Origin of the sequence: Providencia sp. PROV205, assembly GCF_028479505.1 — a bacterium.
GTDB lineage: Bacteria > Pseudomonadota > Gammaproteobacteria > Enterobacterales > Enterobacteriaceae > Providencia > Providencia huaxiensis.
The window spans coordinates 1-15,168 of record NZ_JAMPNU010000023.1 but is presented as its reverse complement, the minus strand read 5'-3'; the positions used below and the strand labels follow the sequence as shown (position 1 = coordinate 15,168).

Annotated in this window: 13 protein-coding genes and 1 tRNA gene; 12 read left to right on the top strand and 2 right to left on the bottom strand. The window is 41.5% G+C overall.

The window, feature by feature from the left end; translation table 11 throughout:
• Window positions 1-14: 14 nt before the first annotated feature.
• From proX to emrB, 5 genes are all read left to right on the top strand, one after another.
• Window positions 15-1,010, top strand: coding sequence for a glycine betaine/L-proline ABC transporter substrate-binding protein ProX (proX, locus tag PR800_RS14275; protein ID WP_102138282.1), 996 nt, complete (start codon window positions 15-17; stop codon window positions 1,008-1,010).
• Between the two features lie 129 nt (window positions 1,011-1,139).
• A complete protein-coding gene (locus PR800_RS14270; RefSeq protein WP_195698316.1) occupies window positions 1,140-2,339 on the top strand; it encodes an MFS transporter in 1,200 nt (399 codons plus the stop codon).
• A 665-nt stretch (window positions 2,340-3,004) separates the two neighbouring features.
• Window positions 3,005-3,520 carry a transcriptional repressor MprA gene (gene mprA, locus PR800_RS14265; RefSeq protein WP_166266260.1) on the top strand — a complete coding sequence of 172 codons (516 nt, stop codon included), beginning with the start codon at window positions 3,005-3,007 and terminating at the stop codon, window positions 3,518-3,520.
• A 216-nt stretch (window positions 3,521-3,736) separates the two neighbouring features.
• Entirely contained in the window at window positions 3,737-4,918 is a 1,182-nt protein-coding gene (emrA, locus tag PR800_RS14260; protein WP_239979333.1) for a multidrug efflux MFS transporter periplasmic adaptor subunit EmrA, read from the top strand.
• Between the two features lie 14 nt (window positions 4,919-4,932).
• Window positions 4,933-6,468, top strand: coding sequence for a multidrug efflux MFS transporter permease subunit EmrB (gene emrB / locus PR800_RS14255; RefSeq protein WP_166266257.1), 1,536 nt, complete (start codon window positions 4,933-4,935; stop codon window positions 6,466-6,468).
• 107 nt (window positions 6,469-6,575) lie between these two features.
• On the opposite strand, the gene PR800_RS14250 is transcribed toward emrB, so the two are convergent.
• The gene (locus PR800_RS14250) at window positions 6,576-7,670 is read right to left on the bottom strand and encodes a tRNA/rRNA methyltransferase (protein WP_102138277.1); all 1,095 of its coding nucleotides are present in this window, start codon (window positions 7,668-7,670) and stop codon (window positions 6,576-6,578) included.
• Window positions 7,671-7,838: 168 nt separating this feature from the next.
• On the opposite strand from PR800_RS14250, the gene PR800_RS14245 reads away from it, so the two are divergent.
• The 7 genes from PR800_RS14245 to PR800_RS14215 all read left to right on the top strand — a co-directional run bounded on the left by PR800_RS14245 (window position 7,839) and on the right by PR800_RS14215 (window position 14,860).
• The gene (locus tag PR800_RS14245; RefSeq protein ID WP_210848870.1) at window positions 7,839-8,540 is read left to right on the top strand and encodes a tRNA-uridine aminocarboxypropyltransferase; all 702 of its coding nucleotides are present in this window, start codon (window positions 7,839-7,841) and stop codon (window positions 8,538-8,540) included.
• Window positions 8,541-8,768: 228 nt separating this feature from the next.
• A complete protein-coding gene (locus PR800_RS14240) occupies window positions 8,769-11,414 on the top strand; it encodes a bifunctional acetate--CoA ligase family protein/GNAT family N-acetyltransferase (RefSeq protein ID WP_166266251.1) in 2,646 nt (881 codons plus the stop codon).
• A gap of 159 nt (window positions 11,415-11,573) precedes the next feature.
• Window positions 11,574-12,929 (top strand): CDP-diacylglycerol--serine O-phosphatidyltransferase, encoded by a 1,356-nt coding sequence (pssA, locus tag PR800_RS14235; protein WP_102138274.1) that lies wholly within the window; start codon window positions 11,574-11,576, stop codon window positions 12,927-12,929.
• A 73-nt stretch (window positions 12,930-13,002) separates the two neighbouring features.
• Window positions 13,003-13,335 (top strand): YfiM family lipoprotein, encoded by a 333-nt coding sequence (locus PR800_RS14230; RefSeq protein WP_166266248.1) that lies wholly within the window; start codon window positions 13,003-13,005, stop codon window positions 13,333-13,335.
• Window positions 13,336-13,447: 112 nt separating this feature from the next.
• Window positions 13,448-13,771 carry an antibiotic biosynthesis monooxygenase family protein gene (locus PR800_RS14225; protein WP_166266245.1) on the top strand — a complete coding sequence of 108 codons (324 nt, stop codon included), beginning with the start codon at window positions 13,448-13,450 and terminating at the stop codon, window positions 13,769-13,771.
• The gene (locus PR800_RS14220) at window positions 13,764-14,153 is read left to right on the top strand and encodes an amino acid-binding protein (RefSeq protein WP_102138271.1); all 390 of its coding nucleotides are present in this window, start codon (window positions 13,764-13,766) and stop codon (window positions 14,151-14,153) included. The genes PR800_RS14225 and PR800_RS14220 overlap by 8 nt, the downstream gene beginning before the upstream one ends.
• Window positions 14,135-14,860 carry an ArsR/SmtB family transcription factor gene (locus PR800_RS14215; protein WP_231068684.1) on the top strand — a complete coding sequence of 242 codons (726 nt, stop codon included), beginning with the start codon at window positions 14,135-14,137 and terminating at the stop codon, window positions 14,858-14,860. The genes PR800_RS14220 and PR800_RS14215 overlap by 19 nt, the downstream gene beginning before the upstream one ends.
• Before the next feature lie 203 nt (window positions 14,861-15,063).
• On the opposite strand, the gene PR800_RS14210 is transcribed toward PR800_RS14215, so the two are convergent.
• Window positions 15,064-15,140, bottom strand: a tRNA-Asp gene (locus PR800_RS14210).
• Between the last annotated feature and the right edge of the window lie 28 nt (window positions 15,141-15,168).

Here is a 15,168-nt window from a genome sequence, read left to right as displayed (position 1 = left end):
GAGGGAACAATATAATGAAACATAAAATCATTCTTGCATCTGCACTAACAGCCATATTTACCGTCCCATTAGCAAGTGCGGACGACCTTCCGGGCAAAGGGATAAAAATTAACCCTGTACAAAGTACGATCAGTGAGGAAACGTTCCAAACACTGATTGTGGCGAAAGCCCTTGAAGAGCTCGGCTATGATGTTCAGCCTATCAAAGAGGTCGACTATAACGTGGCTTACGCATCTATTGCGAACGGTGATGCGACTTACTTAGCCACCAGCTGGGTTCCTTTACATAATGCGCAATATGACGCCGCTGGCGGTGATAATGTGTTCTATCGTCAAGGCAACTATGTTGTCAATGCGGCTCAAGGCTACCTTATCGACAAAAAAACGGCTGAGAAATACAACATTACCAATGTTGAACAACTCAAAGACCCTAAAATTGCTAAACTCTTCGATTCAAATGGTAATGGTAAAGCGGATTTAACGGGATGTAACCCAGGTTGGGGCTGTGAAGCTGCTATTAATAACCATTTAAAAGCTTATGACCTAGAAAAAACCGTCGACCATAACCAAGGTAACTACGCCGCGATGATGGCGGATACCATTACCCGATATAAAGAAGGTAAGCCTATTTTATATTATACGTGGACGCCTTACTGGATAAGTGATGTCCTCAAGCCGGGTCGTGACGTGGTCTGGTTAGAAGTGCCATTCTCATCAATGCCAAATGGTGAAAAAACAGATACAGCATTACCTAACGGAAAAAATTATGGTTTCCCACCAAATACCATGCATATTGTCGCCAATAAAAAATGGGCAGCGGATAACCCTGCTGCGGCAAAATTATTTGAAGTAATGAAGCTGCCTATTGCCGATATTAATGCGCAGAATTTAAGAATGCATAATGGTGAAGCATCACAATCAGACATTCAGCGCCACACAAATGCTTGGATCAAAGCTCACCAATCCACTTTTGACGGTTGGGTAAAGGAAGCGCAAGCAGCCGCTAAGTAAGAACAAACAACCCGATTATAACCTTAGCCACCCTAACCGGTGGCTTTTTTGCATCAATGACAAAAAGAAATAAACCAAGGTAATAAATTTTGTTTATAGTAGTCGCCTAGCTAATAATAGGTAATCCTCATGAAACAGACCCAAACTGCAGAGCTAACAACAGGCCTCACTATTTTAATGGCCATTGCCACAGGTCTCGTCGTTGCCAGTAATTACTATGCTCAACCGCTTTTAGACACCATTGCGGGGCAGTTTAATTTAACCACGAATATGGCTGGGTTTATTGTCACCGCGGCCCAACTGGGCTATGCGGCAGGTTTACTTTTTTTAGTCCCGCTGGGAGATTTGTTTGAACGCAAGCGTTTAATTTTAACCATGACCTTTCTTTCGGCATTAGGGTTATTAATTACAGCGCTTTCAAATAATATTTGGCAAATCCTTTTAGGTACTGCCCTGACAGGGCTATTTTCGGTTGTTGCACAAGTCCTGATCCCACTCGCTGCGTCTATTGCTAAACCTCATAAACGCGGTAAAGCGGTGGGGATGATCATGAGTGGGCTATTACTGGGAATTCTACTTGCAAGAACAGTTTCAGGCGCTGTTGCTATGGTCGGTGGCTGGCGCGCTATCTATTGGGTGGCTTTTGCATTATTAATGCTGTTAATGATTGTTCTAGCAATTAAACTCCCTCGTTACCATCAAAAAACCAACTTAAACTATTTTCAGCTTATTTGCTCTATTGGCCGACTATTTTTTGGGACCCCAGTGCTTGCGGTACGCGCTTCTCTAGGCGCATTATCATTTGCCAACTTTGGTTTATTATGGACCGCAATGGCTTTTTTGTTAGCCAGCCCGCCATTCAATTACTCCGAAGGGACTATTGGCTTATTTGGCTTAGTCGGTGCCGCAGGCGCACTGATGGCCTCCCAAGCAGGGCATCTTGTCGATAAAGGTAAAGGAAAAATCATCACAACAATCGGATTGGTTTTATTACTATTGTCCTGGATCCCCATCGGTTTAGCTAAATATTCTCTCGTCGCGTTTATCATCGGGGTTTTGGTGCTAGACCTTGCGGTGCAAGCCGTTCATGTCACGAGCCAGAGTACGTTATATCGTATATTACCTGAAGCGCGTAATCGCCTAACGGCCGGCTATATGACGAGTTATTTCATAGGTGGAGCACTCGGTTCCCTGCTTTCAGGTTATGCCTATGAACATGCAGGTTGGGAAGGCGTAGCAGTTGCAGGAGCAATTTTGACGACCCTAAGTTTAATCATTTGGGCTATTGGCATTCGTTTTGATCCCATCATCACCATAACTGATGACTAGTTATTACTCATACTGGCATCAATGCATTTTGAGAGAACGATTTTTGAGGTCTCATAAGAGGTCTCATAAATAGATAAAAAATCATAATACATTGAAGTTATGTGCCTCAATCTTATCTACCAATATGTTGAAGTAGTAGACCGTTTATCATAGAACCAATAGTTATCAACTGTAATAATAAACAAAGTAAATATTAGTGAATGACACAGTTAAACAAATACAATGACTCTTTAAGAAGGTAGTATAACTGTTAAAATCTCAAATTACTGTTACGTCAAATAATGTTTTAATTATACAAAAATAGGTGGTTATACTTATAATATAAGTGTATCTATCTAAGTTGTAATTATTGGGTAACAAAAAAAATGGTATTGAGTTAATGTCATGTGATTATATATTGTTTCATATGATTGAAATTAGCCTTTAATTAAGTGTTGAATTGGTTATTTCGCAACCAAAAGTGACACTATCAGTATAAAATAGTTAGTACGCTATACTAAAATAGGTAAATTACATTCATAAAATTTATGAATCATGTATCATTATCAAAATAAAATCGGCGATATTAATTAAGTACAATTGCTAATTCTATCTTTTAATATACCATTTAGATGGTTGATGACAGTTGTAATCTTACCAACTGAAACTAATAAGGTATCCCAATAATGGAAAGTTCATTTACACCTACTGAAGAGTTACTCAATACTCGTGTAGAACAGCAAGATTCACGTGAAAGCCCTATTCCGTATCAAGAAATTCTCCTAACACGCCTATGCATGCATGTTCATGGGAAATTACTTGAAGCGCGAAATAATATGTTAAGGTCCCAAGGTATTAATGAAACACTATTTATGGCGCTCATGATCCTTGATACAAAAGACTCCCGCAGTATTCAGCCATCTGAACTCAGTGCTGCCCTTGGTTCCTCACGAACCAATGCGACACGCATTGCAGATGAACTGGAAAAAAATGGTTGGATTGAACGCAAAGAGAGTCACAATGATAGACGTTGCCTTCATCTACACCTCACAGAAAAAGGGACTGAATTTTTAAATGGTCTATTACCACCTCAGCACAGCGCATTAATTGATATTTGGTCTGTTTTAGATATTGATGAAAAACAACAACTTAATACGCTAATGCGTAAATTACTGACAAAACTGGATACTATAAAAGATTGACCATAACTTTTGTAAGGTTAATGTATTTGAGCCATTCTTAAGCTCAACGGTGAAAAAAAACTTTTCAGCCAATAATATATCATTATCCTTTCACCCTTATGCTTTACGATATCCCATCAAACAGCAAAATCATTTGTAGTCTCAGTTTCCAGTGGTTAACACCTAACTACTGGAAACAACCGTGATCCTTATCCATAGAAATGGAGAAATACGAGTATGAGTTCCCCTGAGGAAATGCAACAAACGCAAACTCCCCAACGAAATAAAAAAAGACAACGCAAAAGTGCGCTTATCTTTTTGACACTATTATTTATTATTATAGGCGTTGGCTGGGCGATCTACTGGTATCTCGTTCTTCGCCACTATGAGTCAACAGACAACGCTTATGTCGCAGGAAATCAAGTACAAATACAATCCCAAGTTTCCGGGAGCGTCATGACGGTCAATGTGGATAATACCGATTTTGTGACAAGTGGCACCGTTTTGGTTGAACTCGACCCACGTGATGCAGAGCTAACTCTAGATAAAGCAAAAACAGAATTAGCAAACAGCGTCCGTCAGACCCGCCAGCACATGGTTAATAGCCGCCAGCTCCAAGCCAATATTCAGGTAAAACGTTCTGAATTAAACCGCTTACAGAATGATTTAAAACGTCGAGAAGTGTTAGGCAGCAGCCATGTTATTGGTAAAGAAGAACTGCAGCACGCTAGAGAAGCCGTTGTCAGTGCTAAAGCGGCATTAGACGTGGCAATAGAACAATATAATGCGAATCAAGCCATCGTTCTAAATACCTCAATTGAAAAACAGCCAGCTGTAGAGCAAGCAGCGACCCAAGTTAGAAATGCTTGGCTGACTTTACAACGAACGAAAATTGTCAGCCCTGTTGATGGCTATGTTTCTCGTCGCAGTGTACAAGTAGGCTCACAAATCACCCCTTCAACACCGTTAATGGCTATTGTCCCTTCCGAGGGGATGTGGATTGATGCGAACTTTAAAGAAACACAACTTGCAGATATGCGTATCGGCCAGCCAGCGAAGGTCACGACTGACTTTTACGGTAAAGATATCGTATTCAGCGGCACTGTTGTGGGACTTGATATGGGAACAGGTAGCGCATTCTCTTTATTACCTGCACAAAATGCCAGTGGTAACTGGATCAAAGTAGTCCAGCGCCTTCCTGTGCGCATTTCCTTAGATAAAACTCAGCTTGAAGAGCATCCACTACGTATCGGTTTATCCACCGAAGTAACAGTTGATACGTTAGATAAAAACGGCAAAGTGCTTTCTAAAGGAATGCGTGATACACCAGCTTACCATACCGCTGCATTAGCTGTGGATATGTCTCCTGCAGACAAAATAGTTACTGAGATAATTAATAATAACCTAGGAAATCAATAGGTGGAGGTGCAATCGTGACGACAGCACCTTTAACGGGATCAAAACTCGCCTGGATGACGATTGCCCTTTCGTTGGCAACATTTATGCAAGTTCTTGATTCCACAATTGCTAACGTAGCTATTCCGACCATTGCTGGAAACTTAGGGGCATCCAACTCACAAGGGACATGGGTAATAACCTCTTTCGGTGTTGCCAATGCCATCTCCATCCCTGTCACTGGTTGGCTAGCGCGTAGGATTGGTGAAGTCAGGCTATTTTTATGGTCTACAGGCTTATTCGCTTTAACTTCATGGCTGTGCGGTATTTCTGGCAGCTTAGAAATGCTGATCTTATTCCGTGTTTTACAAGGTTTAGTTGCAGGGCCGCTCATTCCTTTGTCTCAAAGCTTGCTGCTTAATAATTATCCTCCCGCCAAACGCAACATGGCCCTCGCCCTTTGGTCAATGACTATCGTTATTGCTCCTATTTGCGGACCGATTCTTGGTGGTTATATTAGTGATAACTACCATTGGGGCTGGATATTCTTTATCAATGTGCCATTTAGTATTGCGATTATTTTTGCCATCATGCGTACCTTAAAAGGCCGTGAAACTAAAATATCCATTCAGCGTATTGATACTATTGGTTTGGTACTATTGGTTGTCGGTATTGGTGCTTTACAAATCATGCTTGACCAAGGCAAAGAGTTGGATTGGTTTAACTCGACTGAAATTATCGTCCTAACCGTTATTGCCGTTGTCGCAATTGCCTTTTTAATTGTTTGGGAGCTCACAGACGACCATCCTGTCATCGACTTGTCCCTGTTTAAAGAACGCAACTTTACGATTGGCTGTTTGTCCTTAAGTCTCGCTTACATGCTCTATTTTGGGACGATTGTACTACTGCCGCAATTGCTGCAAGAGGTTTATGGTTATACCGCGACCTGGGCTGGGCTAGCCTCTGCTCCTGTAGGGTTATTACCGCTACTGATTACGCCAATTATAGGGCGCTTTGGTAACCGAATTGATATGCGTTATTTAGTTACATTCAGCTTTATTATCTATGCCGTTTGTTACTATTGGCGTGCTTATACTTTCGAACCTGGAATGAGTTTTGCCGAAGCCGCATGGCCACAATTTGTGCAGGGCTTAGCTATCGCTTGTTTCTTTATGCCTTTGACAACCATTACATTATCTGGCCTACCACCAGAAAAAATGGCCTCTGCATCTAGTTTGTCCAACTTTACTCGAACCTTAGCTGGAGCAATTGGGACATCGATTACCACAACTATGTGGACGCAAAGAGAGTCAATGCACCATGAAAACCTTGCTGAGTTTGTTAACCCATACAACCCAAATGCCCAACAGATGTACAGTGAGTTGGCGAAAATTGGTATGAATGAGCAGCAAAGTGCAGCCTACCTTGCTAAAACCATTACTGACCAAGGGCTGATTATGTCAGCCAATGAGATATTTTGGCTCTCAGCTGGAATTTTTATCCTACTGATGGTGATTGTCTGGTTCGCTAAGCCACCATTTGGGGCGGGGTCAAAAGACGGTGGCGCTCATTAATGAGCCCATCCCACTAAGTCGTCTTGATGACAGATATCAAAAAGCCATACATAGCTGGAAATACATCCTTTTATGTATGGCTTTAGATATCTTATAACGAAAAAGTATTATTTAACTTGGTTTTGTTGCCACCACTGCGCCAACATAATTCCCGTTGCAACAGACACGTTCAAGCTTTCCACTTTACCTGTTCCACCGATATACAGGCTCATATCACCTTGGTCCCACGTGCTATCACTTAAACCATCACTTTCTTGGCCTAAAACTAATACCATTTTGGCAGGTAACTTCGCTTTTGCGAGATCTTGGCTGCCTTTATGGCTGGAAGTCGTCACAATGGTATAACCCGCTTTGCGGAATTTATCCAAAGTATCCGTTAACCCATCGGCATCAATCGCTTTAATGTGCTCAGCACCACCTTCTGCGGTACGAATTGCCGCACCAGACTCCAGCATGCCAGCATCCTGCAAAATCACACCTTTGATACCAAAGTGCGCACAACTACGCATAATACCGCCCAGATTATGTGGATTTCCCACATCTTCCAGAGCTAAGACGCAGTCATTACCTGTCGCTTGCTGCAAGTAAGCATCTGCACTCATACCACCGCGTTTTTTGATGATAAAACAGACGCCACCATGATGTTCAGTTCCCGATGCTTTCGATAACTCTTCGTCATCGACAACATGGTAAGCCTTGCGATTTGCAGCCATCCATTTTAGCGCATCACGAAAACGCGGCGTGACAGATTGCAAGAACCACGCGCGAACAATCGCATCAGGGCGGTTTTTAAACATGGCTTGGCATGCATTCTCACCATAGATACGGGTTTCTTCTTGGCGCTGCTTACGCAACTGTTCCGGGTCAATTTGACTCTTACCAACAATTCCGCCATGGTCATTCGCTAACTCTTCGCTATCTGGCTTAGAAACAGTGCGCCAAGGTGAACGCTCACGAGGTGCATCATTACGGTTATCGGAGCGACGACCTTCACGACCGCCTTCAGGGCGACTTGAGCGACCACCACGATCTTGGCGAGCACCATCTCGTCTATCGCCACCACGTTTGTCATTACCACGCCTATCGTCACGGCCACCGCCTCGGCGTTTATCATTACCTGTATTGTTGTCCTGCTCTTCACTGCGGACATACATCACTTTTACTTTGCCGTTTTTACCACTAAAATCATTCGAGTCGTTCATCACTATCCCCTACTAAGCTATGGCGCGAAGATTACATGATGTTGCATGGCTACGCTACCGATTCACTCTATTATCTCATCTAAAAGTTATTGAATATACTTCTATCGTATAGAAATCGTTTTGCGTACAATATGCGCCTTCATTTTAGGCCTAAAAATATAACTCAACATGACTCCGAATGCCGTTTATCACCTGCGTCAACAGCGCCTCGCATTATCGACTAAACCGTTTAAAGCGCGGGGCTGCCGAGTAAAACGTTGCCAATATTGCTTGTTACCTATTCCACAGTGCCTGTGCCAAGACACCGTATCGTCACAAGCAAAAAGCCAATTCTGCTTAATTATGTTTGATGGCGAAGTATTCAAGCCAAGTAATACAGGAAAATTGATTGCGGATGTTTTACCCGACACTTTGGCCTTTCAATGGTCAAGAACAGAGCCTGATACGCAACTACTGGCGGCATTGCAAGACACTACAAGGCAACCTTACCTTATTTTTCCAGAAAGCTACGCTCAAAATGAACGTGTCGTGGTCAATGAACCTACTTTGTCGGATAAACCCGCTTTATTTATTTTACTCGATGGGACCTGGCCAGAAGCACGTAAAATGTTTCGTAAAAGTCCTTATCTTAATGATATTCCAATGCTTTCAATTAATACCAAAGCAAGAACGGATTATTTACTACGTACGCCATCAAGGGAAGAACAACATTGTACCGCTGAGGTAGCTGCTACCGTTTTAGAACTAGCGGGAGATTTAAACGCGTCAAAACAACTATTTAGCCATTTCAATCTTTTCCGTCAAAAATATCTTGAAGGAAAACCACATCACCCTATTGCACAGAAGCTACTTACCGAATCCCACCTCTAACTATTTATTGGTACTGTTTTCCGCTTTCTTTTCGAGCCCAGTACCATTAAATGACAACTTTTAGATCGTCATGCTAATAAAACGTGAACGTGCTTGTATAAATTAATTAAACTCACTAGATAAACTAGCGCAATCGCAAAGATAAGGCATAGTATTCATAAGTATTACTCAGCCAATTTTTATCTATTGGACGCCTATCTCGTTCAGCAAAGCAAAGGGTTATCAACCATGGGTTTAGTCAGTCAGTTAGAATCTTTATTCAGACCAAAGTCTATCGTTGTCATTGGTGCATCTGAAAATCCGGGCCGTGCAGGTTCGGTTATGATGAAAAACCTGCTTACCAGTGGCTTTAAAGGCCCTATTCTGCCTGTTAACCCAAACCGAGACTCTGTCCTTGGCGTGCTTGCCTATCCGTCTATAGATAAATTACCGCTCAAACCTGACCTTGCCGTTATCTGCACTCATTACTCACGTAATATCACCTGTTTACAGCAATTAGGGGAAGCAGGCTGTAAGGTGGTGATTATTTTATCGTCCCCTTCAATTCAGTTTAATGAATTAAAAAAAGTCGCACAGCAATATCAAATTCGCTTATTAGGCCCGAATAGCCTAGGTTTTTTAGCCCCTTGGCAGGGCCTGAATGCGAGTTTTTCACCAATTCCAATCTTAAAAGGAAAGCTCGCTTTTATCTCTCAATCTGCTGCGGTATCAAATACCGTTCTGGATTGGGCAAGGCACCGAGACATCGGTTTTTCTTATTTTATTGCCTTGGGTGATAGCATCGATATTGATATTGACGATTTACTCGATTATTTAGCGCGTGACAGCAAAACCAGTGCCATTTTGTTGTACCTCGAAAGCATTAGTGATGCGCGACGCTTCTTATCGTCATCTCGCAGCGCCTCACGCAATAAACCTATATTGGTGATAAAAAGCGGTCGAACCCGTAAAGCACAAGAGCTTCTGGGCGATAAACCGAGCCTAGATGCCGCTTATGACGCTGCTATCCAGCGTGCAGGGCTACTTCGCGTGCAGGATACTCACGAAATGTTTTCTGCGGTTGAAACATTAAGCTATATGACGCCATTACGTGGTGAGCGTCTTTCAATCATGAGCAATGGCTCTGCCCCTGCCGCGATGGCGCTAGACGAACTTCTCTTGCGTAGTGGCAAACTTGCAACGTTAAGTGTTGAAACAGAAAATGAATTAAGTTCACTGCTACCACTTGATTTATCGACGAAAAACCCGATTGACCTAGGGGATGACTCCACCGTTGAGCGCTATATCAATGTATTGAACAAAATGCTCGACAGCCACGACCATGACGCTTTATTGCTTATCCACACACCCAGTGCGATAACTGAAAGCAAAACCATGGCAGAAAAAATCATTAAAACCATAAAGCAACATCCACGCGGAAAATGGCTAACTATCTTAACCAACTGGTGTGGAGAATATTCATCTCAAGAATCTCGTCGCCTATTTAGTGAAGCGGGGATCCCAACCTACCGTACTCCAGAAGGGGCAATAACCGCTTACATGCATATGGTGGAATATCGCCGTAACCAAAAACAATTAAAAGAAACGCCAGCCCTTCCAGTAGGTATCACCGCTAATACACAACAGGCTCATGAATATATTCAGCAAGCATTGGAAAATAATAAGTTGCACCTAGATACGCATGAAGTTCAACCTATTTTAAAAGCCTACGGGTTAAATAGTTTACCCACATGGATAGCGCACTCTAGCAATGAAGCCATTGAAATTGCAGAAAAAATTGGTTACCCCGTTGCTTTAAAACTGCGTTCTCCTGATATTGTACACAAGTCAGAAGTACAAGGGGTCATGCTCTATTTGCGCAATGCTAAAGAAGTAGAAGATGCCGCCAAAGCGATTATGGAGCGTGTTTCAACAAATTTCCCTAATGCACGAATTGAAGGGCTATTAGTCCAAAGTATGGCTAATCGAGCAGGTGCCCAAGAACTCAGAATTGCTGTTGAGCTAGACCCTGTTTTTGGTCCTCTCATCATGCTAGGAGAAGGTGGTATTGAGTGGCAACAAGAGAGCCAAGCTGCCGTCGCTCTTCCACCACTGAATATGGCTTTAGCTCGCTACCTCGTTATTAATGCTATCAAAAGTTATAAAATCAAATCTCGAAGCGCTTTAGAACCCTTAAATATTATAGGGCTATCAGCTTTATTAGTGCGAGTTTCAAATTTAATTATAGATTGCCCAAATATTACAAGGTTAGACATCCACCCATTGCTCGCTTCAGGAGATGAATTTACTTTACTTGATGTCTCAATGACATTAAGCCCAACAGATGATGCGACCACATCAAGGCTAGCGATCCGCCCTTACCCTAGTGAACTAGAAGAAACAATCCATTTAAAAGAAGATCTTACGTGCTTGCTACGTCCGATCCTTCCTGAAGATGAACCATTGCTAAAATCCTTTATAGAACAAGTGACAAAAGAGGATCTTTATTATCGCTATTTTAGCGAGATCAGCGAATTCACCCACGATGACCTCGCCAATATGACACAAATTGATTATGACCGAGAAATGGCTTTCGTTGCGGTAAAAAACCCAAATACTACGCCTGAAATTATTGGCGTCACGCGAGCAATGGCTGATCCTGATAACCAAGAAGCCGAATTTGCAGTACTGGTTCGCTCTGATATGAAGGGGCAAACGCTCGGTTATCAACTCATGCAAAAGCTACTTAACTATACTCGGAGCCACGGCATTAAAAAACTAACAGCAATAACCATGCCTGAAAACCGTAATATGATAAGCCTAGCGAAAAAACTGGGCTTTGAGATTGACGTTCAATTTGAAGACGGAGTCGTTAATCTGACACTTCACTTATAGAAATATCTAAGGACACGGCTTAACTTGTATAGTAATTAAACAAGTCGTCAATTTATACTAAATGGTTTAGCTAAATATGCTATCATCCATAGATCATTCGCTTAAAAATGTGCGCAAAGCGAGTTGCTATTAGACTAATAAGAGAAAATTTACACTGTGATGTTGTCAAAATTAAAACAAGCAAAACATCAACAATATTTGTTAAGTTTACCAAAACTCTCTCAAGAAGTTGCTGATGTAAAAACGCTATATAAGACAGAAGATTTTCGTGATGAACTGCTTAAGCAAATCTCTCAAGCTCAAAATACTATCTACATAACGGCTTTGTATTTAGAGAAAGACGATGCAGGCAAAGACGTACTTCATGCTCTATATGCTGCAAAACAAGCTAATACATCATTGGATATCAAAATTCTCGTAGACTGGCACCGTGCTCAACGAGGGCGTATAGGAGTTGCTGCAAATGCAACTAATGCCGATTGGTATTATGATGTTGCTCAGCATTACCCTGATATCGAAATTCCTATCTATGGTATTCCTGTCAATACACGGGAAGCCCTTGGTGTACTACACCTCAAAGGCTTTTTATTTGATGATACCTTGCTATATAGCGGAGCGAGTATTAATGACGTGTATTTACAACGTCATGATAGATACCGTTATGACAGATACCACCTGATTAAAAATGGGCAACTCACTGCATCAATGAAAAAATTTATTGATGCATCATTATTGCCTGCCGAAGCGGTTCATTTGCTCAATACTGAAACTCGTCCTAAAACAGCAGAGTTTAAGCATTTAATCAAACAATTTCGCTTAAGCTTAAGGGGCGCTTCTTACCAATTTACAGGAAATGCATCAAATGACGCATTATCGGTTACCCCTTTTGTCGGGCTTGGTAAGAAAAATGATTTAAACCGAGTCATCACCCACTTAATGGGGTCGACCAGTAATAAATTAACTATCTGTACACCTTATTTTAATCTGCCCGCAGTTTTAGTCCGAATCATCAACAGGTTACTGCGTGATGGTAAAGAGGTCGAAATTATCATTGGTGACAAAACCGCCAATGATTTTTATATCCCCCCCGAAGAACCATTTAAAATTATAGGTGCATTGCCCTATCTTTACGAAATCAATCTGCGTCGCTTTGTCAGCCGCTTACAACGCTTTATTGACAGCCAACAATTAACAGTTAGGCTCTGGAAAGATGGCGATAATACCTATCACTTAAAAGGTATGTGGGTTGATAATCAGTGGCAGTTGATCACCGGTAATAACTTAAACCCTCGCGCATGGGGCTTAGATCTTGAAAATGCAGTATTAATTCACGATCCAAAACAACAATTGCAAGAGCAACGTAGCCACGAACTAGCGTGTATCCGAACGCATACAAAAGTTGTTAGCCATTATCGTGAACTAGACAGCATTCAAACCTATCCAGTTAAAGTGAAGAAATTAATCCGAAGACTACGTCGAATACGAGTCGACCGCTTAATTAGCCGCATTCTTTAGATTTTAAACAATAAGCGTCACACCAGTGGCGCTTTTATTTTGCTACTTTAATTTTCTAGGTATCCCAGCAAATATGTCCAAGTCACTAATCATTAGCTTATTTATGCTCGTTTTGACAGGATGTCAGGGTTTCCATTGGGCTAATGATAATTGGCAAGGCAAAGATAAAGCTCAGCATTTTGCATTTTCAGCGGCTATGGCTGCAGCTGGCAATGCTTATGCAGATAAACAAAACATACAACACCGTGATGCGGCCATATTCGGTATTCTGTTTTCAGTATCTCTTGGCACAGCAAAAGAGCTTTATGATAGCAGGCCTGCGGGCACCGGTTGGAGTTGGCATGATTTTGTCTATGATGTAGCAGGGTCAATAGCGGGTTACAGTTTATATCAGTCCTTAAAATGACCCGCCTTCTTTTCCCTATCTTTTAAATTCCTATTTTCAATATTTCGCTCACCATCGAAGTATCTATAAATTAAATCCTTATAGTTGAGCTTTATACACTAAGGAGTATTTTATGATTGCCGTCATTTTTGAAGCCACCCCAATACCTGCGCAAAAAGACCGTTATTTCGAATTGGCAGCCAAACTTAAATCTGAACTTATGAATATTGAAGGGTTCATTGCTGTCGAGCGTTTTCAATCTGTCACAACGGAAGGAAAAATCCTCTCACTTTCATGGTGGGAAACAGAGGAAGCTATAAAAAAATGGAAAAACCATTTCATGCATATCAATGCACAAGTTGAAGGGCAACAAGCCATTTTTTCCCATTATCGAATTCGAATTGCTCATACACTAAAGGATTACTCATTCAATAAAGAGGATAGCTCTGATGTATGACATTCATGTTATTCTTGAAAATCAAGTAGGTGCTCTAGCTCTGTTAGCAACAACATTAGGGAAACATGGTGTTGGTCTTGAAGGCGGTGGCGTTTTTTCTATCGGAGGAAAAAGCCACGCTCACTTTCTTGTTACCCAGCCAGAAAAAGCGCGTAGTGCCTTAGCAACTGTGGGTTTACAGATTGAAAGTACTATACAACCGGTTATCCGCAAATTGAAACAAGAGCGTCCAGGTGAACTCGGCGAAATTGTTTCTCAACTCGCACTTCACCAAATTAATATCTTAGTTCAATATAGCGACCATAATAATAGGCTAATATTAATAACAGACAATGATATGTTAGCCGCTGAAGTGACGAAACAATGGGAAAGCCAACCATGATACCCAGCAAAAATAGCATTCTCATTGAAGAAAAAGAACCATTAGAACAATCCATCGCAAAAGTTGCTTCTGCAATTGCTGATCCTTCAAGGGTCAGCATTTTGTGTGCATTAATGGATGGCAGAGCATGGACAGCAACAGAATTAAGCGCAGTTGCAGACATAGCGCCATCAACAACAAGTGCACATCTAGCTAAGCTTTTAAATAGCCACTTAATTAGTTGTCTATCTCAAGGAAGGCACCGCTATTATCGACTTGCAGGCTCAGACATTGCCGAATTATTAGAAACATTAATGGGGGTATCTATGAAATTGGAGTATACCCTCCCAATAACAACGCCTATACATCTACGAAAAGCACGCACCTGCTATGACCACTTGGCAGGAGAAATTGCTGTTAAAATATATGAATTTATGGATAAAAATGGCTGGTTTATGGCTAAAGAGAATAAATTATCCATAATTGGTGCCGAGCAATTCAAAAAATTGGGGATAGATATTGTTCCTCATACAAAACGGAAAATAGCATGTGCTTGTTTAGATTGGAGTGAAAGACGTATGCACTTAGGAGGGCTCGCAGGATCATTACTGCTACAATTCTTTGAAGAAAACAAATGGATAGATAAAACAAAAGGCTATAGAGACGTTACTTTTACTTCCAATGGCAAGAAAGCCTTAAAGCGTATATTTGATATTAATATAGCTTAAATTCTCCCCCCAAATAGTGAACAGTTACTTTCTATCCTAAAACGATTTAATAATATACTTGTAGAACCAATTAAAGCAGACGTAAGACTGTGTTTTCCTCAAATAACGCTTCAAACCACCTATTATGGCTCATTATCCATAAAACCCAATAATATTAATGATATAAAAAAGCCCCGTGATTTTCATCACGGGGCTTTGATAAGTGGCGGAACGGACGGGACTCGAACCCGCGACCCCCTGCGTGACAGGCAGGTATTCTAACCAACTGAACTACCGCTCCACTTATTCTTTTTGCCTCTCGGCTGCTT